The organism is Streptomyces sp. NPDC086077 (assembly GCF_040686175.1).
Lineage (GTDB): Bacteria > Actinomycetota > Actinomycetes > Streptomycetales > Streptomycetaceae > Streptomyces.
This window is the reverse complement of sequence record NZ_JBFBJT010000139.1, coordinates 1-19,589: the sequence shown is the minus strand read 5'-3', so window position 1 is coordinate 19,589 and position 19,589 is coordinate 1. Positions and strand designations below refer to the sequence as shown.

19 protein-coding genes and 2 tRNA genes are annotated in these 19,589 nt (G+C 70.4%); 13 read left to right on the top strand and 8 right to left on the bottom strand.

What is annotated here, in order from left to right:
• The 3 genes from AB0O67_RS29790 to AB0O67_RS29780 form a co-directional block, all read left to right on the top strand.
• On the top strand, nt 1-1,014 hold a 1,014-nt coding region (locus AB0O67_RS29790; protein ID WP_365456581.1), incomplete at its 5' end, for an AIM24 family protein.
• Nucleotides 1,015-1,027: 13 nt separating this feature from the next.
• On the top strand, nt 1,028-1,708 hold the full coding sequence (locus AB0O67_RS29785; RefSeq protein WP_365456578.1) for an AIM24 family protein: 681 nt from the start codon (nt 1,028-1,030) through the stop codon (nt 1,706-1,708).
• Between the two features lie 16 nt (nt 1,709-1,724).
• Nucleotides 1,725-2,480: an AIM24 family protein gene (locus AB0O67_RS29780; RefSeq protein ID WP_365456575.1), complete on the top strand. Its 756-nt coding sequence runs from the start codon at nt 1,725-1,727 to the stop codon at nt 2,478-2,480.
• Between the two features lie 57 nt (nt 2,481-2,537).
• Here AB0O67_RS29780 and AB0O67_RS29775 read toward each other — a convergent pair whose 3' ends face one another.
• Nucleotides 2,538-3,053, bottom strand: a complete 516-nt coding sequence (locus AB0O67_RS29775; RefSeq protein ID WP_365456572.1) for an NUDIX hydrolase — start codon at nt 3,051-3,053, stop codon at nt 2,538-2,540.
• Nucleotides 3,050-4,537 carry a zinc-dependent metalloprotease gene (locus AB0O67_RS29770; protein WP_365456569.1) on the bottom strand — a complete coding sequence of 496 codons (1,488 nt, stop codon included), beginning with the start codon at nt 4,535-4,537 and terminating at the stop codon, nt 3,050-3,052. Before AB0O67_RS29770 ends, AB0O67_RS29775 begins: the two co-directional genes overlap by 4 nt.
• A 193-nt stretch (nt 4,538-4,730) precedes the next feature.
• Between AB0O67_RS29770 and AB0O67_RS29765 the strand changes: the two genes are divergently transcribed.
• The 4 genes from AB0O67_RS29765 to AB0O67_RS29750 all read left to right on the top strand — a co-directional run bounded on the left by AB0O67_RS29765 (nt 4,731) and on the right by AB0O67_RS29750 (nt 7,888).
• Entirely contained in the window at nt 4,731-5,843 is a 1,113-nt protein-coding gene (locus tag AB0O67_RS29765) for an SDR family oxidoreductase (protein WP_365456566.1), read from the top strand.
• Between the two features lie 154 nt (nt 5,844-5,997).
• The gene (locus AB0O67_RS29760; protein WP_365456563.1) at nt 5,998-6,459 is read left to right on the top strand and encodes a molybdenum cofactor biosynthesis protein MoaE; all 462 of its coding nucleotides are present in this window, start codon (nt 5,998-6,000) and stop codon (nt 6,457-6,459) included.
• A gap of 94 nt (nt 6,460-6,553) precedes the next feature.
• Nucleotides 6,554-6,736 carry a hypothetical protein gene (locus AB0O67_RS29755; protein ID WP_365456587.1) on the top strand — a complete coding sequence of 61 codons (183 nt, stop codon included), beginning with the start codon at nt 6,554-6,556 and terminating at the stop codon, nt 6,734-6,736.
• 54 nt (nt 6,737-6,790) lie between these two features.
• Nucleotides 6,791-7,888 (top strand): PDZ domain-containing protein, encoded by a 1,098-nt coding sequence (locus tag AB0O67_RS29750; RefSeq protein ID WP_365456560.1) that lies wholly within the window; start codon nt 6,791-6,793, stop codon nt 7,886-7,888.
• A gap of 107 nt (nt 7,889-7,995) precedes the next feature.
• Here AB0O67_RS29750 and AB0O67_RS29745 read toward each other — a convergent pair whose 3' ends face one another.
• Nucleotides 7,996-8,538, bottom strand: a complete 543-nt coding sequence (locus AB0O67_RS29745; RefSeq protein ID WP_365456557.1) for a PPA1309 family protein — start codon at nt 8,536-8,538, stop codon at nt 7,996-7,998.
• Between the two features lie 162 nt (nt 8,539-8,700).
• Here AB0O67_RS29745 and AB0O67_RS29740 point away from each other — a divergent pair, with 162 nt between their 5' ends.
• From AB0O67_RS29740 to AB0O67_RS29725, 4 genes are all read left to right on the top strand, one after another.
• A complete protein-coding gene (locus AB0O67_RS29740) occupies nt 8,701-11,646 on the top strand; it encodes a UPF0182 family protein (RefSeq protein WP_365456584.1) in 2,946 nt (981 codons plus the stop codon).
• Nucleotides 11,647-11,690: 44 nt separating this feature from the next.
• Nucleotides 11,691-11,764: transfer RNA gene (locus tag AB0O67_RS29735), tRNA-Met, on the top strand.
• A 225-nt stretch (nt 11,765-11,989) separates the two neighbouring features.
• A complete protein-coding gene (locus AB0O67_RS29730; protein ID WP_365456555.1) occupies nt 11,990-13,936 on the top strand; it encodes a tetratricopeptide repeat protein in 1,947 nt (648 codons plus the stop codon).
• A gap of 88 nt (nt 13,937-14,024) precedes the next feature.
• Nucleotides 14,025-14,098, top strand: a tRNA-Met gene (locus AB0O67_RS29725).
• Nucleotides 14,099-14,239: 141 nt separating this feature from the next.
• Here the strand turns inward: AB0O67_RS29725 and AB0O67_RS29720 are convergent.
• Nucleotides 14,240-14,656 carry a Fur family transcriptional regulator gene (locus tag AB0O67_RS29720; RefSeq protein WP_365456552.1) on the bottom strand — a complete coding sequence of 139 codons (417 nt, stop codon included), beginning with the start codon at nt 14,654-14,656 and terminating at the stop codon, nt 14,240-14,242.
• Nucleotides 14,657-14,818: 162 nt separating this feature from the next.
• On the opposite strand from AB0O67_RS29720, the gene AB0O67_RS29715 reads away from it, so the two are divergent.
• Nucleotides 14,819-16,273, top strand: coding sequence for a catalase (locus AB0O67_RS29715; protein ID WP_365456549.1), 1,455 nt, complete (start codon nt 14,819-14,821; stop codon nt 16,271-16,273).
• A 99-nt stretch (nt 16,274-16,372) separates the two neighbouring features.
• On the opposite strand, the gene AB0O67_RS29710 is transcribed toward AB0O67_RS29715, so the two are convergent.
• Both AB0O67_RS29710 and hisN read right to left on the bottom strand, forming a co-directional pair.
• The gene (locus AB0O67_RS29710) at nt 16,373-16,765 is read right to left on the bottom strand and encodes a CBS domain-containing protein (RefSeq protein WP_365456546.1); all 393 of its coding nucleotides are present in this window, start codon (nt 16,763-16,765) and stop codon (nt 16,373-16,375) included.
• Between the two features lie 110 nt (nt 16,766-16,875).
• Nucleotides 16,876-17,676, bottom strand: coding sequence for a histidinol-phosphatase (gene hisN, locus AB0O67_RS29705; protein ID WP_365456543.1), 801 nt, complete (start codon nt 17,674-17,676; stop codon nt 16,876-16,878).
• 253 nt (nt 17,677-17,929) lie between these two features.
• Between hisN and AB0O67_RS29700 the strand changes: the two genes are divergently transcribed.
• On the top strand, nt 17,930-18,535 hold the full coding sequence (locus AB0O67_RS29700; protein WP_365456540.1) for a TetR/AcrR family transcriptional regulator: 606 nt from the start codon (nt 17,930-17,932) through the stop codon (nt 18,533-18,535).
• Nucleotides 18,536-18,586: 51 nt separating this feature from the next.
• Here the strand turns inward: AB0O67_RS29700 and AB0O67_RS29695 are convergent, their stop codons facing one another.
• Entirely contained in the window at nt 18,587-18,910 is a 324-nt protein-coding gene (locus tag AB0O67_RS29695) for a multidrug efflux SMR transporter (RefSeq protein ID WP_365456537.1), read from the bottom strand.
• A gap of 137 nt (nt 18,911-19,047) precedes the next feature.
• Nucleotides 19,048-19,589 (bottom strand): ribosome small subunit-dependent GTPase A (locus AB0O67_RS29690; protein ID WP_365456534.1); only part of this gene is annotated, 542 nt, incomplete at its 5' end.

Below are 19,589 nucleotides of genomic sequence, written 5' to 3'. Positions count from 1 at the left end.
GGGCGATTCCGGCGCCCTCGTCGGGGCGGGCAGGACGCCGGCGGCCGGGGGCACCGGCAGGGGGTAGGGCGGGGGAGTGCCGCCGAACTCCGGGCGCCCTACGGCGGCCAGCCGCAGCCCCCGTACGGGCAGCCGCCCCAGCAGCAGCCTCCGTACGGCCAGGCGGCACCGGGCCAGACGGCCCCGCTGCCCCCCGGCTACGGACAGCCGCCCGCCCCGCAGGCCCCGACCCCGCCCCCGGGTTACGGACAGCCGACGCCGCCCCCGGGTTACGGACAGCCGACGCCGCCCCCTGGATACGGCCAGGCTCCCTACGGTGCTCCGCAGACCGCGCCCCAGGGCACCGGACAGGCACCCGGTGTCGCCGGTGCGCTCCAGCAGTTCAAGGAGACGCCGACCGGGCAGCGCTGGACGCAGCAGAACAAGAAGCTGGTCCGCGTGGACCTCGGCATCGGCGGACAGCCGGTGCTGGCCCGGCAGGGCAGCATGGTGCTCTACCAGGGCAAGGTCGACTTCAGCCACAAGGGCGCCGGGTTCAGCGGCCGGATCGTGGGCAACGCGACCGGCCAGGAGATGCAGCTGATGCGCTGCACGGGTCAGGGGCAGGTGTTCCTCGCCGAGAGCTCCACGATGCTGCACCCCATCGAACTCCAGGGCGACGGGATCTGCGTCTCCGCCGAGAACGTCCTCGCGTTCGACGAGAGCCTTCAGTACGAGGTACGCCGCATCGAGGGCCACGGCATCCCCGGCGGCGCGCTGTTCACGATGCAGTTCACCGGCACCGGCACCATCGTCGTCAAGACGCACGGCACGCCCGTGGTGCTGCCCGTCACGCCGACGACGTTCGCGGACTGCAACGCCGTCGTCGCCTGGTCCTCCGCCTCCCAGGTGATCGTCTCCAGCCAGGTACGGATGCGTCGCAACGCCTACCCCGGCGACACCGGCGAGAGTGTCAACCTCCAGTTCCGCGGCGCGCCCGGGAACTTCATCGTCGTCCAGCCGTACGAGATCTGAGGGAGAGCCCGTCATGAACCAGCCGCTCGCGGGCTACGCTCCCGCACCCGTCACCGCCCGCATGGAGAACCACGGCAACCACATGCTGAAGGTCGCCATGCAGACCGGGAACGACCTCCTCGCGCGCGTGGGCTCGATGGTCGCCTACGAGGGCTTCATCCAGTACGAGCCCAACCCGCCGGCCGTGCGCCAGGTCGCGAAGGACTGGCTCACCGGTGAGGGCGCGCCCCTGATGAAGTGCGCCGGTGACGGACTGCTCTACCTCGCCGACTACGGCGCCAACGTCGTCGTCATCAACCTCAACGGCGACGGCATCTCCGTCAACGCCACCAACCTGCTCGCCTTCGACGCCCACCTCACCTGGGGCGTCGAGCGGGTCAAGGGGCTCGCGAAGTTCGCCGGCCAGGGCCTGTGGAACACCAGGATCTCCGGGCAGGGCTGGGTCGCGCTGACCTCCCGGGGCAAGCCGATCGTCGTCGACTGCGGCGGCGGCGAGAACGAGACCTATGTCGACCCGGACGCGCTCGTCGCCTGGTCCCCGAACCTGAAGGTGAAGGGCAAGCGCAGCTTCAAGGCGCAGTCGCTGATCGGCAGGGGCAGCGGCGAGGCCTATCAGATGGCCTTCTCCGGAGAGGGCATCGTCGTCGTCCAGCCCAGCGAGGACAGCACAGACCGCATCCGGGTCCGGGGCTGAGGGGGAGCACCACACCATGCAGAGTCCGATTTTCGCCCACAACGACCAGCAGAGCCAGGAACGCTGGAGCCTGCAGAACAAGCAGATGCTGCGCGTCGCCCTGGAGGGCCACGACGACATCCTGGCCCGCAAGGGCACCATGGTCGCCTACCAGGGGCTCGTCGAGTTCGACGCCGAGTACCAGGGCAACAGCGCCACACGCGCGCGTGCCCGCACCGGTGAGGGCCTGGACCTGATGCGCTGCCACGGGCAGGGCACGGTCTATCTCGCCAACCTCAAGCAGCACGTCCACCTCATCGACGTGGACCAGGAGGGACTGACCGTCGACAGCAGCTACGTGCTGGCGATGGACTCCGGGCTGCACCACGAGGTCATCGCCGTCGACAGCCTCTACGGCATCTCCGGCTCCGGGAAGTACCAGCTCAACATCACCGGCCGTGGCAAGGTCGCCCTGATGACCTCGGGCGCGCCCCTGATGATGCAGGTCACGCCGGACAAGTACGTCAACTGCGACGCCGACGCGATCGTCGCCTGGTCCACCGCCCTGCGGGTGCAGATGCAGGCGCAGACGCACTCCTCCGGAGTGTGGCGTCGCCGGGGCAACACCGGCGAGGGCTGGGAGCTCAGCTTCATGGGCACCGGTCATGTGCTGGTCCAGCCCAGCGAGCTGCTGCCGCCGCAGAACGCCATGATCGGGCAGGGCGCCGCCGCGCAGTTCGGCATGGGGCAGCACGGGGCGCGCGGGCAGAACCAGGGCAACGTCTGGAGCTGACCGCCCGGAAAGCGAACGCGTAAGGGGTGGCCGCCAGTGCGGGCGCCCCTTACACGCTCACAGCCTGGCGCGGGTCGCCCGCACCAGCCGTACGACCGACTCGTCGGCCACCTCCGCGAGCTCGTCGTAACCGAACCAGCGCAGGTCCAGTGACTCGTCGCTGATCGCCGCCACGGCTCCGGCCGGGGCCAGCGCCGCGTACTGGACGTCGAGGTGCCAGGCGCACGGCGTGAGGTGGCGGTCCAGGCGCACCGGGCCGCCGGGCAGCAGTGACAGCCCCGGGATCCCGGACTCCTCGGTGCCCTCGCGCAGGGCCGCCGCGGCGAGCGAGGCGTCCTCCGGCTCGCAGTGGCCGCCCATCTGGAGCCACATGCGCAGCTTGCGGTGCAGGGTGAGCAGCACCCGCCCGTGCTCCGGGTCGATCACCAGGGCGCTCGCCGTGATGTGACCGTCCGCGCACGCCTTCCACATGCCGTCGGGGTGGGCCGCCAGGTGGTCCAGATACGTCTGACGCAGTTCTTCCTGGTCCTCGTAGCTCTTCAGTACGAGGACCGCGTCGGCATGCAGGCTCACTCGGCGTCGTCGCCCTTGGCGTCGCCGCCGTCATTGCCCTCGGCGCCCTTCGCTCCCTCGCCGCCCTCGGGACCCTCGTCCTGGTCCTTCTTGCGGAGGTCCGGCTTGTCCGCCGCCTCGCCGAGGATCTTGTCCAGCTCAGAGAAGTCCAGCTGCTCCCGGTGCACGAAGCCGTCGGGGTCGTCCAGGTCGTGCGCGGTCGGCAGCATGTCCGGGTGGGCCCACAGGGCGTCCCGGCCGTCGACACCGCGCGCGTCCGTCAGGGACGCCCACAGGCGGGAGGCGTCGCGCAGCCGGCGCGGGCGCAGCTCCAGACCGATCAGCGTCGCGAAGGTCTGCTCGGCGGGGCCGCCCGTCGCACGGCGGCGGCGCAGCGTCTCGCGCAGCGCGTCGGCGGACGACAGGCGGGGCTTGGCGGCGGCGTGCACCACGGCGTCCACCCAGCCCTCGACGAGTGCCAGAGCCGTCTCCAGACGGGCCAGCGCCGCCTTCTGCTCGGGCGTGTCCTCCGGCTGGAACATGCCCTGCTGGAGCGCGTCCTGCAGTTGCTCGGGGTTCTGCGGATCGAACTGGCCAACCACGTCCTCCAGCTTGGCCGTGTCGACCTTGATCCCGCGCGCGTACCCGTCGACCGCGCCGAACAGGTGCGAGCGCAGCCAGGGCACGTGAGCGAAGAGGCGCTGGTGGGCGGCCTCGCGCAGGGCGAGATACAGCCGTACCTCCTCCTTGGGCACGCCCAGGTCCTTGCCGAAAGCCTCGATGTTCACCGGCAGCAGCGCGGCCTTGCCGGCCGGGCCGAGCGGCAGGCCGACGTCAGTCGAGCCGACGACCTCGCCCGCGAGCACGCCCACGGCCTGCCCGATCTGCGTACCGAACATCGCGCCGCCCATCGAGCGCATCATGCCGATCAGCGGGCCCGCCATGGCCTGCATCTCCTCCGGCAGGACGTCGCCCATGGCGGCGCCGACACGCTCGGCGACCGGGTCGACGAGCTCCTGCCACGCGGGCAGGGTCGCCTCGACCCACTCCGCGCGGCTCCAGGCCACCGCCGAGGCGGCGCCGGACGGCAGGGACGTCGCGTCGTCAAGCCACAGGTCGGCCAGGCGGACGGCCTCCTGGACCGCGGTGCGGTCGGAGGGGCCGACGCTCGCGTCCTTCGTGCCGTCCGACGTGCCCTGGGAGACGGTCTGGCGAGCGATCTGCTTGGCCATGTCCCAGTTCACCGGGCCGCCCTCGTAGGAGAGCATCTGGCCCAGCTGCTGGAACGCGGCGCCCAGGTCGGTGGGGTTCAGCGAACCGAACATGGCAGCGAGCGGATTGTCCGCACCGGGGCCGCCAAAGCCTCCGGCACCGGGCAGCCCGCCGAATCCGAACGGGTTGGCCGGTCCCTGACCACCACCGCTCTGCTGGTCCTTCTTCTTGCCCTCGTCGCCGTCTTCCGGCTCCTCCGGCGGAAGGCCGAATCCGAATGGGGTGTCACTCACGGGATTCCTCGGCTGGTAAGGCCGCCGGTCTCCGCCGGCGGCGCGACTGCCCGACAACACCACCCAGCCTAGACACCCCGGGCGGATCGGGCCTCGGTGCTTCGCCGACTCACGGGCTGCGGCAGGATGGATGCCACCTGGTACGTACGCGTCACTCGCGCTCGTATGTGAAGACAACCGCTGGAGACACCCGGTGAGTTCCCCAGATCCGCAGGTTCGCGCAGCGCGAAACCACTCAACCCCCTCCGCCCTGCGCGGACCCGTCGTCGCGGTCACCGGCGCCGCGTCCGGCGTGGGCGCGCTGCTCACCGCGCGGCTGGCCGCGTCGGAGGAGATCAGGCAGGTCATCGCTATCGACGAGCGGCGCGGGGAGTGCGCCGAGGCGCAATGGCACATCCTCGACGTGCGGGATCCCGCGATCGCCGAGAAGCTGCGGGGCGCGGACGTCGTGGTGCATCTGGCCCTCGACCTGGACCTGGAGACGGACGCGGCCGCCCGGACGGCGTACAACGTGCGTGGTACGCAGACCGTGCTGACCGCCGCCGCGGCGGTCGGGGTGCACCGGGTGGTGCTCTGCACGTCGGCGATGGTCTACGGGGCGCTGCCGGACAACGAGCTGCCGCTGTCGGAGGACGCCGAGCTGCGGGCGACGGCGGAGGCCACCGGCGTCGGGGACCTGCTGGAGATCGAGCGGCTGGCGCGGCGGGCGCCCCGGGCGCACCCGGGACTGAACGTCACGGTGGTGCGTCCCGCCGTCCTCGTGGGCGGCACGGACACCGCGCTGACCAGGTACTTCGAGTCACCTCGGCTGCTCGTCGTCGCGGGGTCGCGGCCGGCTTGGCAGTTCTGCCACGTCGAGGACCTGTGCAGCGCTCTGGAGTACGCCGTCCTGGAGAAGGTCGACGGGGAGCTCGCCGTGGGGTGCGACGGGTGGCTGGAGCAGGAGGAGGTCGAGGAGCTGAGCGGTATCCGGCGGATGGAGCTGCCGTCGGCGGTGGCGCTCGGGGCGGCCGCCCGGCTGCACCGGATCGGGCTGACGCCCTCTCCGGCGGGGGATCTGGCGTACACGATGTATCCCTGGGTGATCAGTGGCAGCCGGCTGCACGACGCCGGGTGGCGGGCACAGTGGACCAACGAGGAGGTTCTCGCCGAGCTGCTGGAGGAGGTCTCCGGGCGGCACACCGTCGCCGGACGGCGGCTGGGGCGCAAGGACGCGACGGCGGCGGGCGCCGCGGGAGCGACGGTCGCGCTGCTCGGTGCGGCTGCGGTGGTGCGCCGGGCCAGGAAGGCGCGACGCCGGATCTGAGGCGGGCACGGCCCGCGACGTGCGGGCAGACGCGGGCGCAGGCGCACCGTGCTCCGTGGCCGCGGCGTTCCTGTAGGAGGCTCCAAGCCCCCGCACGCGCGTACAGGGCGAAAGCGCTATTCCGTGCTCCGCGCGCGTGGGGCACGATGGACGCATGGCAGCCAGTAACGATCACCCCGGGGAGCAGGGCGCCCAGGAGCCCATCAAGCTGATCGGCGTCCGGGAGACGCCGCTCTCCCTCGACGAGGTCTTCAGGGCCGTCGGGGACGACGCCGCCGGGGGGACCGCCCTGTTCGTGGGGACCGTGCGGAACCACGACGGGGGTGCCGACGTGGACGAACTCGGGTACTCCTGTCACCCCGGTGCCGAGGACGAGATGCGGCGCGTCGCCGAGAAGGTCGTCGCCGAGTTCCCGGTACGGGCGCTGGCCGCGGTCCACCGTGTGGGGGATCTGAAGGTCGGTGACATCGCCGTCGTGGTCGGCGTGTCCTGCCCGCATCGAGGTGAGGCCTTCGAGGCCTGCCGGAAGCTGATCGACGACCTCAAGCACGAAGTGCCCATCTGGAAGCACCAGAAGTTCTCCGACGGCACAGAGGAGTGGGTCGGCGCCTGCTGAGCCTCCAGCCGGGCGACTCCGGTTGCGTAACCACACCCCTGGTATGAGCGTTGTCAGTGCGAACGGTTAATCTGCTGATCAGTCAGTTGCGCTCATGGGGTTGGAGGTCGGCATGGCGGCGCTCGCCTGGTTGCTGATTCCGCTTGTGGCTGCTGTCGGCGCGGGTCTGTGGGGCACATGGGCCAACAGGACCCGCAGAACCCGAAGCGACGGCCCCGAGCTGGACGGTTACGCGCGCTTCCGCGCGGCCATGGAGAAGTCCCACACCGGTCCGTGACCCGTGAGGCGGCCCTGACGGTGCGCCGACACGCCCGTCCCGTACTGTCGTGACATGCCACGCCGCACCGCGACGATGCTCGCCTCCACCCTGATGCTGATCGCGCTCCTGTGCGCGGGAGTGCTCATCCCCGTGCCGTACGCGGAGATGTCCCCGGGGCCGACGGTGAACACGCTGGGGGACCATGACGGCGAGCCGGTGCTGCGGATCGCGGGGCGCAAGACATACCCGACGGACGGCCACCTCAACATGACCACCGTCCGCGTGACCAGCGCCGATTACCGGATGAACCTCGTCGAGGCCGTCTACGGCTGGCTGGCGCACGACAACAAGGTCGTCTCGCACGACACCCTCTACCCGGACGGCAAGACGGAGGAGGAGTCCACGCAGGAGAACGCCGAGGAGTTCAGCCAGTCCCAGGAGAGCGCGAAGGTCGCGGCCCTGAAGGAACTCGGCGTCAAGGTGTCCTCCTGGGTGATCGTCTCCACCGTGGTGAAGGATTCCCCGGCCGAGGGCAGGCTGCACGCCGGCGATGTGATCAAGGCTGTCGACGGTACGGCGGTGAAGGCCCCCGGCGACGTGGCCGAACTGGTGACCAAGCACAAGCCGGGCGAGGACGTCGTCTTCACGATCGTGCCCGCCAAGGAGCAGGCCGCCGCAGAGAAGGAGAAGCGCGACCCGTTGCGGACGGAGAAGGTCACGATCACCACCGCTACCTCCGACGACGCCGGCGAGAAGCGCGCCATCGTGGGGATCTCGGCCGGTACGGACCACACCTTCCCGTTCAGCATCGACATCAAGCTCGCCGACGTCGGCGGCCCGAGCGCCGGACTGATGTTCGCGCTCGGCATCTACGACAAGCTCACCCCGGGCTCCCTCACCGGTGGCTCCTTCGTCGCCGGCACCGGGACGATCGACGACGACGGCACGGTCGGCCCGATCGGCGGCATCGAGATGAAGACGGTGGGCGCGCGCAGCAAGGGCGCCGAGTACTTCCTGACGCCCGCCGACAACTGCGCGGCCGCCGCGACGGACACCCCCGACGGTCTCACCCTGGTCAAGGTCGACACCATCGACGACGCCCTCGCCGCCCTGAAGGACATCCGCGCCGGCGACACCGCCGACCTGCCCAAGTGCACGGCCAAGGGCTGACCGGCGGGTCCGGCCGGTACGGCGCCGGGGCGCCCTCATGATCGAGGACGCCCCCGGCGCCGTACACCGGGCACACGGGCGCGTGCCCGGCGTCGTACCGGAACCCCTCAGTCCGCGAACGTGGCCGCCAGTGCCTCCGCGAGGCCCGGGACCAGCTCGGACCCGGTGAGGACCTCCGTCGGGGAGTCCTTCTCACGCAGCCGCAGGGCCGAGTCACGGCTGCCGTCGCGCAGGACGGCGACCGTCATGCGGACCTCCTGGCGCTCGGGATGCCGGGCGACCCACCTGGTGAGCGCGGCCTCGTCCAGATCGTCCGGGACCTGGGCCTCGGCGGTCGGCGGCAGCATCAGCCGCTCCACCGTGAGCGCGCAGCCGGCCACCGCCCCGGGCCAGGCGATGGTGCCGAGGAACTCGTCGAGCGGCTTGTCCGTTGGAATTTCGTCCTGCTCGATCGGGGTGAGACCGGCCGCCTCCGGCTCGTCACCCAGGCCGAGCTGCCTCGCCAGCGCGGGTTCCTGGGCCCGCAGCTGTGCGGTGTCTACGAGGGCGAAAAGGCGTGCGGGCTGGTCCCAGCCGAGGCCGGAGGCGTACTCGTCGATCTCGAGAACGGCCCGGGTGAGCGGGTTCGCCGCCATGGGTGTGTTGGACATGGTCACAATCCTGCCTCGTTCCCACCCCGAACCGGGAACCGAGTAAAGCGTGAGTAAGTTGCATAGGTGAGGCCCTACGATCACGGGGCCCCAGCACGGCCCACGAAAACGGGGGCCTGACAGACCAACAGCGATTTTCGAGGTGCCACCTTGGCTTTCCAGATGCCGGACCGCGGCGGAGGCCCGACGGGGCCACGGATCAGAGTGGGCCGCCCGTCCCGGCGTGTCCGGACCCTGCTCATGACACTGGGTGTCCTTGCCGTGCTCGGCATGGCGTTCACCATGTTCGCGGGCTTCTGGACGGACTGGCTCTGGTACCGGTCGGTGAATTACTCGTCCGTCTTCACCACCACTCTGCTGACCAAGATCGGGCTCTTCTTCGTCTTCGGCCTGCTGATGGCCGTCGCCGTCGGGTTCAACATCTGGCTGGCCCACCGCCTGCGCCCGCCGCTGAGCGCGATGTCGATGGAGCAGCAGAGCCTCGACCGCTACCGGATGGGCATCGCGCCGTACAAGAAGTGGCTGCTGTTCGCGATCACCGCCCTGGTGGGCCTGATCGCGGGCGCCTCCGCCTCCGGCCAGTGGCGCACCTGGCTGATGTGGGTCAACGGCGTGCCGTTCGGGCAGAAGGACCCGCAGTTCGATCTGGACGTCGCGTTCTACGCGTTCGACCTGCCCTGGTACCGGTTCATGCTGGGCTTCGGATTTGCCGCCGCGATCCTTTCCCTGATCGCCGCCGCGCTCACGCACTACCTGTACGGCGGGCTGCGCGTCACCAGCCCGGGCGCGCGCGCCACGGCCGCCGCGACCGGGCACCTGTCGGTGCTCATCGGGATCTTCGTCACGCTGAAGGCGGTCGCCTACTGGCTCGACCGGTACGGCCTGGCGGTGAAGTCCAGTGACTTCAAGGCGACGGACAACTGGACGGGCCTGCGGTACGTCGACGCCAACGCCTACCTGCCGGCCAAGACGATCCTGTTCTGCATCGCCGTCATCTGCGCCCTGCTGTTCTTCTCCACGATCTGGCGGCGCACCTGGCAGCTGCCGCTGATCGGCTTCGGCCTGATGGTGCTGTCGGCGATCCTGATCGGCGGGCTGTACCCGGCGATCGTGCAGAAGTTCCAGGTCCAGCCGAACGAGCAGGCCAAGGAAGCCCCGTACGTCGAGAAGAATCTCGCGGCCACGCGTGAGGCGTACGGCATCGACGGCACGCAGGTCACGGAGTACTCGGGCACGTCCAACACCAAGGACACCACCAAGCTGCGGGACGACGTCGACTCCACGGCGAGCATCCGCATCATGGACCCGAACATCATCTCGCCGACCTTCCAGCAGCTCCAGCAGATGCGGAAGTACTACGCCTTCCCGACAAACCTGGACGTCGACCGCTACGGCGCGGACGGCAAGGAGCAGGACACGGTCATCGGTCTGCGCGAGCTGAACTACGCGGGCATCGACAAGAAGAACTGGATCAACAACCACTTCCGCTACACCCACGGCTACGGCGCGGTCGCCGCGAAGGGCACCTCCGTGGACTCCGAGGGCCGCCCGGTCTTCACCGAGTCCGACCTGCCGTCCAAGGGCCAGCTCGGCTCGTACGAGCAGCGGATCTACTACGGCGAGAAGACCAACACCTACTCGATCGTCGGCGGTCCCCAGAAGGAGATCGACTACTCCGACGACAGCGGTGAGAAGACCTACAGCTACGAGGGCAAGAGCGGCGTCAACCTCGAGAACCCGATAAACCGGGCCGCCTACGCCGTCGCCCTCAACGAGCCGCAGATCCTCTACTCGGGCGCGATCGGCGACGGTTCGCGGATCCTGTACAACCGCACGCCGAAGCAGCGCGTCGAGGCGGTAGCCCCCTGGCTGACCATCGACGGCGACGCCTACCCGGCGGTCGTCAACAACCGGATCCAGTGGATCGTCGACGCCTACACGACCACGAACGGATACCCGTACGCCTCGCGTACGACCCTCGGTGACACCACGGCCGACTCGCTGACCGCGACCAACGACCAGCGCGCGGTGGTGGCCCAGCAGAACCAGGTCAACTACATCCGCAACTCGGTGAAGGCGACCGTCGACGCGTACACCGGTGAGGTCAAGCTCTACCAGTGGGACACCCAGGACCCGGTCCTGAAGACCTGGATGAAGGCGTTCCCCGGCACGGTCGAGCCCAAGAGCGAGATCTCGGGCGACCTGATGGACCATCTCCGGTACCCGCAGGACCTGTTCAAGGTCCAGCGTGAGCTGCTGACCCGCTACCACGTGAAGGACGCCGACACCTTCCTCAGTGGCAGCGAGGTGTGGCAGGTGCCGGACGAGCCGACCAACAAGTCGGGCGACGCGGTGCCGCCGTACTACCTCAGCATGCGGATGCCCGACCAGACGGATCAGGCGTTCTCGCTGACGACGACGTTCACGCCCAACGGCCGGGACAACCTCAGCGCGTTCATGGCGGTCGACGCCGAGGCGGGCAAGAGCGACTACGGCAAGATCAGAATCCTGAAACTGCCGACGAGTACGACGGTCAACGGACCCAAGCAGGTCCAGAGCCAGTTCAACTCCGAACAGGACATCGCCGAATCCATCCGGCTGCTGAGAGGCGGCGACTCGGAGGTGGAGTACGGCAACCTGCTGACCGTGCCGCTGGACGGCGGTCTGCTGTACGTGGAGCCGGTGTACGTCCGCGGTGGCGGACTCCAGTACCCGCTGCTGCGCAAGGTGCTGGTGAGCTACGGCGGCAACACCGCGTTCGAGGACACCCTCGACGAGGCCCTCAACAAGGTGTTCGGGGCGCAGGGTTCGGCCCCGCCGCCGGACGAGGGCACCGGCGACGGCACTACCACGCCACCGCCGCCGACGAGCGACAACCCGACGGTCCAGGAGGCGCTCAACGACGCGCAGAAGGCCTTCGAGACCGGCCAGGAGGCGCTCAAGAACGGCGACTGGGAGGCGTACGGCCGGGCCCAGAAGGACCTGGAGGCGGCGCTGCGGCGGGCCGAGGAGGCGCAGTCGCGGGCCGGCGGCACCGGTGGTGGCGGCGGTGGCCGTGACGGCGCCACCAGCAGTCCGAGTCCGAGCGGCAGTCCACAGAGCGGCTGATCGAAAAGCTCCTCCCGCGCCGTGATACGGTTGCAGAACAACGGCGCGGGGTGGAGCAGCTCGGTAGCTCGCTGGGCTCATAACCCAGAGGTCGCAGGTTCAAATCCTGTCCCCGCTACTGAAGTCGACGTGACGTCGGCCAAGGCGAAGGCCCGGATCCTCTAAGGATCCGGGCCTTCGTGGTGTGCGAACGCATGTGCCGACATGAGATATCGCCGTGCCGCCGTGGGGAGTTGAGGGATCTGTGTTTGACTTGTCTCTCTGTGGGCATGTCGACAAAACGCTGAAGTGACCTCACTGGCTGCGGTATACGAGGTGTACCCAGGTTGCAGGTGGTGCGACGATGGACGTTATGGGGGACAAGGCAACTCTGTTCGAGACAGGGCGATTTGTGCAGCCTGCCGGCCAGGAGGAAACCCGGGACGAAACGGGCGAGGCGGTCGAGGAGGCGCGTCAGCGGCTCGCCGCCGAGGCCGGTGACGTCGAGGCGATGAGTGTCCTCGGGGCCATGCTGCTGCGCCGTGGCGATCTTGACGGAGCCGAACCCCACCTGCGCGCCGCGACAGCCGAGGGCGACCGCGCCGCCGCGAACAACCTGGGCGTTCTGCTGCATCAGCGGGGGTACGCCGACGAGGCCGCCGGATGGTGGCGGATCGCCGCCGTCGCGGGCAGCGCGGCCGCCGCGCACGCGCTCGGACGGTATCACCGGGAGCGGGGCGACGAGCCGGCCGCCGAGTACTGGCTGCGGCAGTCCGCCGAGCAGGGGCACGTTCTCGGGGCGTACGCCCTGGCCGATCTGCTGGAGCACCGAGGGGACGGGGGCGCCGAGCAGTGGATGCGGGTCGCGGCCGAGCGGGGGCACCGGGAGGCGGCGTACCGGCTGGCTCGCACGCTTGATCGCCGAGGGGTGCGCGAGGGCGGGGCCGGGGCTGACAACGGTGTCGTGATCACGCGCGGGTCAGGTGGCAAGGGTGGCGGCCCGGCCGCCACCGGGGCCGCTCCGGCCGCTTCGGGTGCCGCTCCGCACGCTTCTGCGGGGACGTCCTCGGGCGTTCCCAGGGATGCCTCAACGGGCGTTTCTCCGGAGGCGGAGGCCGAGCAGTGGTACCGGCAGGCCGCCGCGCGCGGCCATCGGCGGGCCGCGCTCCATCTCGGGGCGATCCTGGAGAAGCGCGGGGAGCTGAAGGAGGCCGGGCGCTGGTATCTGACGTCCGCCAAGGACGGGGAGCCCCGGGCCGCCTGCGCGCTCGGGTTCCTCTTGCGGGACGCCGGGGACGAGGAGAGCGCCGCCGTGTGGTGGCTGCGGGCCGCGCAGGACGGCGACGGCAACGCGGCCAACGCGCTGGGCGCGCTGCACGCCGAGCGGGGCGAGACCCAGACCGCCGAGCGGTGGTACCGGGCCGCCCTGGACGCCGGCGACGTCAACGGGGCGTACAACCTCGGGCTGCTCTGCGCGGAGCAGCGGCGGATCGCGCAGGCCGAGCAGTGGTACCGACGTGCGGCGTACGCCGGGCACCGGGAGGCGGCGAACGCGCTGGCGATCCTGCTGCTCCAGGGGGGCGACGAGAGCGGGGCGGAGCCCTGGTTCTCCAAGGCCGCCGAGGTGGGGAGCGTCGACGCCGCCTTCAACCTGGGGATCCTGCACGCCAAGCGGGGCGAGGACGCGGCCGCGCTGCGGTGGTACGAGCGGGCGGCGGCCGCCGGGCACGTCGAGGCGGCCCTGCAGGTCGGGATGGCACGGCTGCGGGACGGCGACGAGCGCGAAGCGGAGCGGCACCTGCGGTGCGCGGCGGGGGGTGGCAGCGCGGAGGCGGCGTATCGGCTGGCGGCCGTGCTCGACGCCCGGCGGCCACCGGTGTCGCCGCACGAGCTGGGCGAGCCGTCGCACGAGAAGTCCGAGTGCGAGGAGTGGTACGAGCGGGCGGCGACCCAGGGGCATCGGCGGGCGCAGGTGCGGGTCGGGATGCTCGCGGCCGCACGGGGCGACGTCGTCGAGGCGGCCCGTTGGTACCGGGAGGCGGCCGAGGCGGGGTCGCGGAACGGGGCGTTCAATCTGGGGCTGCTGCTGGCTCGGGAGGGGAGCGAGCCGGAGGCGGCGGTCTGGTGGACGCGGGCGGCCGACGCGGGGCATGGGCGGGCGGCGTTGCGGCTGGCCCTCGTCTACGCGCGTCGCGGGGAGCTGGCGGAGGGGCAGCGGTGGGCCGATCGTGCGGTGTCGCTCGGCCCGGGTGAGGTCGCCGAGCGGGCGGCGCGGTTGCGGGATGCGCTGCGGGAGGAACTGTCGGCTTGATGCCGGACTCGTCGACGGTCCCTTCAGGGGCCGCCGCTCAAGTCATTTGCTTCTGCCCGCGTCCTTGACGTAACGTTGCATTCATCGACGCGGGGTGGAGCAGCTCGGTAGCTCGCTGGGCTCATAACCCAGAGGTCGCAGGTTCAAATCCTGTCCCCGCTACTGAAGGCCAAGGGCCGGAGTCCATTTACTGGACTCCGGCCCTTGGCGTTTGTGCGGCCGCACGGGCCCAGACAGAAGAGAAGCCCCCGGCGACCGATCGGCGCCGGGGGCTGCTCAGCAGGCGGAGAAACAGCTGCGGGCTTACGCCGCCGCGCAGTTCGGGCACACTCCGCGGTACGTGACCTCGACGTCCGAGACCGTGAAGCCGAAGCGCTCCGAGTCGGGGAGGTCGGCCAGCGGGTTGCCCGTGGGGTGGACGTCACGGATCGCGCCGCACTGGGCGCAGACCAGGTGGTGATGCGGCTGGCGCGCGTTCGGGTCGTAGCGTTTGGCGCGTTTGTCCGTGCTGACCTCGAGCACCTCACCGAGGGAGACCAGCTCGCCCAGCGTGTTGTAGACGGTCGCCCGGGAGATCTCGGGCAGCTTGGTGACAGCCCTGGCGTGCACCTCGTCGGCCGTCAGATGGACGTGTTCGCCGTCGAGGACCTCGGCCACGACGCGCCGCTGCGCGGTCATCCGCCATCCGCGTCCACGCAGCCGTTCCAGAAGGTCACTCATGACAACCACTTTACCAGCACGGGGAATAAATTCCGAACAGGTGTGACTTTGGAGCGGTACTTGACTTAGACAAAGTCCATTGTAGGATCGAGTTCGGCTCTGGTCGAAGGACAGGAAATCGGCCACGGGCAGGAAGACGCAAGGATGACGCAGGAGGCGCACGTGACCCAGGGACCGCTCACGACGGAGGCCGGTGCTCCGGTGGCCGACAACCAGAACAGCGAGACCGCGGGCGCGGGCGGCCCGGTCCTCGTCCAGGACCAGCTGCTGCTGGAGAAGCTGGCCCACTTCAACCGTGAGCGCATCCCGGAGCGTGTCGTGCACGCCCGTGGCGCCGGTGCCTACGGCACGTTCACGGTGACCGCCGACGTGACCCCGTACACGCGGGCCAAGTTCCTCTCCCAAGTCGGCAAGCAGACCGAGGTCTTCCTGCGCTTCTCGACGGTGGCCGGGAACCTGGGCGCCGCGGACGCCGTCCGGGACCCGCGCGGCTTCTCGCTGAAGTTCTACACCGAGGAGGGCAACTACGACCTCGTCGGCAACAACACCCCGGTCTTCTTCGTCCGGGACGCCATCAAGTTCCCGGACTTCATCCACACCCAGAAGCGCGACCCGTACACCGGCTCGCAGGAGGCGGACAACGTCTGGGACTTCTGGAGCCTGTCTCCCGAGTCCACGCACCAGGTGACCTGGCTGTTCGGCGACCGCGGCATCCCCGCCTCGTACCGTCACATGGACGGCTTCGGCTCGCACACGTTCCAGTGGAACAACGAGGCCGGCGAGGTCTTCTGGGTCAAGTACCACTTCAAGACCGACCAGGGGATCAAGAACCTCACCGCCGAGGAGGCCGAGGTCCTCGCGGGCAAGGACCCCGACTCCCACCAGCGCGACCTGCGCGAGTCCATCGAGCGGGGCGAGTACCCGTCCTGGACCGTGGGCGTGCAGATCATGCCGGCGGCCGACGCGGCGACGTACCGCTTCAACCCGTTCGACCTGACCAAGGTGTGGCCGCACGCGGACTACCCGGTCGTCGAGATCGGCAAGCTGGAGCTCAACCGCAACCCGCAGAACGTCTTCGCCGAGGTCGAGCAGTCGATCTTCAGCCCCGCCCACTTCGTGCCGGGCATCGGCCCCTCCCCGGACAAGATGCTCCAGGGCCGCCTCTTCGCGTACGGCGACGCGCACCGTTACCGCGTCGGCATCAACGCCGACCACCTGCCGGTGAACCGCCCGCACGCCACCGAGGCGCGCACCAACTCCCGCGACGGCTCCCTGTACGACGGCCGCCACGGCGGTGCGAAGAACTACGAGCCGAACAGCTTCGGGGGTCCGGCCCAGACCGGGCGTGCGCTGTGGCAGCCGTTCGACGGCTTCACCGGCGGCACCGGCAACCACCCGACCCCGGTGCACGCCGAGGACGACGACTTCGTCCAGGCGGGCAACCTCTACCGGCTGATGTCGGCGGACGAGCAGGAGCGTCTGATCGGCAACCTGGCCGGCGCCATCTCGGGCGTCTCGCGCGACGACATCGCCGCGCGCGCCATCGACAACTTCCGCCAGGCGGACGCCGACTTCGGCAAGCGGCTGGAGGCCGCGGTGCAGGCCCTGCGCGGCTGACACAACCAGCACTGGACCGCTTGCCGAGAAGAACGGGCCGGATCCCCCATGGGGGAGATCCGGCCCGTTCGCGCGCCCGTAGGTTTGTGCTTCTGGGGCTCAGGCGGGCACCTGCTGCCGTACCGGTGCCCAGCAGCGGATGATGTCGCGGACCGAGACGATGCCGGTGGGTTCGCCGCCGTCCAGGACGATGAGGTGCCGGAAGCCGCCGTGCGCCATGGCGCGGGCCGCCTCCTCCACGGTCCACGAGGGGGCCGCGAACACCACGTCGGTGGTGGTGTGGTCGTGGGCCTGTTCGGTGTCGGGGTTCTGGCCGAGGCCTAGGGAGTTCAGGATGTCGCGCTCGGTGAGGATGCCGATGCCGCCGGCGTCGGGGTCGTGGACGACGGCCGCACCGACTCTGCGGGCGGACATCAGCGCGGCGGCCTGGCGCAAGGTGTGGGTGGGGCCGATGGTGAGGACGACTGTGCTCATGGCGTCACGTACGAGCATGGATGGAGCCACCTCCTGGAGTGTCCCCGCCCCTTTGTTCATCGTTCACAAATTCACAAGTGGGGGGACCTTCAGGGTGGCAGGTAAAGCACCGGTCAACAAGTAGGCGTTCAGTACCGCTGGTTGAGGTAGCCCAGTAGTTCGTCGTGCAGCACGCCGTTGGACGCGGCCGCGTTGCCGCTGTGCGGGCCGGGGCGGCCGTCCAGGCCGGTGAAGGTGCCGCCCGCCTCGGTGACGATGATCGCGTTGGCCGCCATGTCCCACAGGGACAGTTCCGGCTCCGCGCACATGTCGACGGACCCCTCCGCGACCATCATGTACGGCCAGAAGTCGCCGTACGCGCGCGTGCGCCACACCTCGCGGCCGAGGTCAAGGAAGCCGCCGAGGCGGCCCTGCTCCTCCCACCCGGAGAGGGAGGAGTACGCGAAGGAGGCGTCCGAGAGCTTGGAGACGCGCGAGACCTGGAGCCGGCTCGCGGAGGTGAGGCTGCGGCCGCTGAAGGCGCCGTTGCCCTTCGCGGCCCACCACCGGCGGCCCAGGGCGGGCGCGGAGACAAGACCGACGACGGGCTGGTAGCCGCCCTCCGCGGCCTCCATCAGGGAGATCAGGGTCGCCCAGACGGGGACCCCGCGCACGTAGTTCTTGGTGCCGTCGATGGGATCGATGACCCAGCGGCGGGGGCCCGTGCCCTCGACGCCGTACTCCTCGCCGAGGATCGCGTCCCGTGGACGGGCCCGGTGGAGGTGGCCCCGGATGAGCTCCTCGGCGGCCCGGTCGGCCTCGGAGACCGGCGTCATGTCGGGCTTGGTTTCGACCTTGAGGTCGAGGGCCTTGAAGCGGTCCATCGTCGCGGCGTCGGCGGCGTCCGCGAGGACGTGGGTCAGACGCAGGTCGTCGAGATAGTCGGGCATGTGAGGAACCGTATCTGTCATGGTCCGTACGGAGCTACAGGGGGCCACGGTGGCGAGTTGCGGCATTCGGCGGGGCGCTCGGCGGGGGCGCGCACTCCGGCGCGAGGTCTCCACCAGGGCATGTCCGCGCGCCGCGCACGCCGGCGGACGTGGCCCGTTCGGCTCCCCACCCCGACGACCTGCGCGAACCCTTGACAGTGCTCGCGTACGCGTCAAATCTGGGCGCAGAGTCCGTCCCCCCAGGGAGGCGCCGATGCCTGCTGCCCGGGAATCTCTGCTGGACGCCGCCTACACGGCGCTCGCGCGGCGGCCGTGGGCCGCGGTGCGGATGGTGGACGTGGCAGCGGCGGCCGGGGTGTCCCGGCAGACGTTGTACAACGAGTTCGGCAGCAAGGAGGGGCTGGCCAGAGCCCTGGTGCGGCGGGAGGCCGACGGCTATCTCGCCGGCGTCGAACGGGCCCTCGTCACGCACGGCGACGCCCGCGACCGTTTGACGGCGGCCGCCGAGTGGACCACCTCGGCCGCCCGCGACAACGCGCTCGTCCGCGCCCTGCTCACCGGCTGCTGGAGCGAGCGGCTGCCCTCGCCCACGCTGTCGGCGGTGCCGTCCTCCTCCGCGGTCCCGGCGCAACGGCGGGCGGACGGGCCCCTGCCCTCGCCCGGCGACTTCGTGGCGCTGGTCCGCGACCGCGCCGTGACGGTGCTGCGCGGACCCGGCGTGCCCCAGGCGGACGGCGTCGACCTGGCCCGCTCCTGTGAGCTGGTCGTGCGACTCGCGCTCTCCTGCGTGGCCGCGCCGCCCGGCGAGGGCGGCGTCGTGGACCTGGTGCGCGGCGCACTTCATCGCCAGCCGGTGTGAGCCCCCGCTCGTCAGCGCACCTCAGTGCACCTCAGCGCACCGCAGTGCACCTCAGTGCGCCGAGCCGGACAGCTGGAGACCGATGACGCCGATGATGACCAGGCTGATCGAGACGATCTTCAGCGTGGAGACGAGATCGCCCAGGAAGATCATGCCGTAGATGGCCGTCCCCGCCGCGCCGATGCCGGTCCACACCGCGTAGGCGGGACCCACGTCGAGTTTGCGCAGCGCGAGCGTCAGCAGACCGAAGCTGCCGAGCGCGAAGACGGCGAACGCGATGGTCGGCCAGAGTCTGGTGAAGCCGTGCGACAGCTTCAGGCAGACCGCGAAGCCGGTCTCGAGCAACCCGGCCACGATGACCAGCAGCCACGCCATGTGCTGTCCTCCCCGTTTCTCCACGTAATGTGACCGCTTGTAGGCGTTTTTCTGGGTTGGCATCCGGCTTTTGCGATTATGCCCTTACCGGAGCCGTAGGCCGACAAACCCCGCGTGAAGAGAAACAACGGGAACGGTCAGTCCGCTTCCGGCTGCTCCCGCGTCGCCAGCAGCCGCCGCAGCGAGTAGAGCCGGGCCGGGTCGGCGTGCCCGTCGGCCACCCATTGGTCCAGCGCGCAGTCCGGCTCGTCGTGGCCGCACGCGCGCGGACAGCCCTCCGTGCCCGGCTCCAGGTCGGGGAAGGCGTGGATGACCCGGGACGGGTCGACGTGCGCGAGCCCGAACGACCGTACGCCCGGAGTGTCGATCACCCAGCCGTCCGTGCCGTTCAGCGGCAGGGCGAGCGCCGACGTGGTGGTGTGCCGGCCGCGGCCGGTCACCGCGTTGACATGCCCGGTCGACCGCCGCCGCTCCTCCGGCACCAGTGCGTTGACCAGGGTCGTCTTGCCGACGCCGGAGTGCCCGACGAACGCCGTGACCCTGCCGTCCAGCTGCGCGAACACCCGCTCCGCGGCGTCGCCGCTCTCCAGCTCCTCGCGGCTGGTGACGACGTACGGGATGTCGAGGTCGCCGTACAGCTCCAGGAGCTTGCCGGGCGGGGCCAGGTCCGACTTGGTCA

Bases quoted from the DNA above. Each gene is read 5' to 3' on its own strand.
- AB0O67_RS29740 (WP_365456584.1), top strand. From the start codon at position 8,701: ATGCCGGACCGCGGCGGAGGCCCGACGGGGCCACGGATCAGAGTGGGC.
- AB0O67_RS29730 (WP_365456555.1), top strand. From the start codon at position 11,990: ATGGACGTTATGGGGGACAAGGCAACTCTGTTCGAGACAGGGCGATTT.
- AB0O67_RS29720 (WP_365456552.1), bottom strand. From the start codon at position 14,656: ATGAGTGACCTTCTGGAACGGCTGCGTGGACGCGGATGGCGGATGACC.
- hisN (WP_365456543.1), bottom strand. From the start codon at position 17,676: ATGCCCGACTATCTCGACGACCTGCGTCTGACCCACGTCCTCGCGGAC.
- AB0O67_RS29755 (WP_365456587.1), top strand. From the start codon at position 6,554: ATGGGGTTGGAGGTCGGCATGGCGGCGCTCGCCTGGTTGCTGATTCCG.
- AB0O67_RS29745 (WP_365456557.1), bottom strand. From the start codon at position 8,538: ATGTCCAACACACCCATGGCGGCGAACCCGCTCACCCGGGCCGTTCTC.
- AB0O67_RS29780 (WP_365456575.1), top strand. From the start codon at position 1,725: ATGCAGAGTCCGATTTTCGCCCACAACGACCAGCAGAGCCAGGAACGC.
- AB0O67_RS29750 (WP_365456560.1), top strand. From the start codon at position 6,791: ATGCCACGCCGCACCGCGACGATGCTCGCCTCCACCCTGATGCTGATC.
- AB0O67_RS29700 (WP_365456540.1), top strand. From the start codon at position 17,930: ATGCCTGCTGCCCGGGAATCTCTGCTGGACGCCGCCTACACGGCGCTC.
- AB0O67_RS29785 (WP_365456578.1), top strand. From the start codon at position 1,028: ATGAACCAGCCGCTCGCGGGCTACGCTCCCGCACCCGTCACCGCCCGC.
- AB0O67_RS29710 (WP_365456546.1), bottom strand. From the start codon at position 16,765: ATGCTCGTACGTGACGCCATGAGCACAGTCGTCCTCACCATCGGCCCC.
- AB0O67_RS29760 (WP_365456563.1), top strand. From the start codon at position 5,998: ATGGCAGCCAGTAACGATCACCCCGGGGAGCAGGGCGCCCAGGAGCCC.
- AB0O67_RS29695 (WP_365456537.1), bottom strand. From the start codon at position 18,910: ATGGCGTGGCTGCTGGTCATCGTGGCCGGGTTGCTCGAGACCGGCTTC.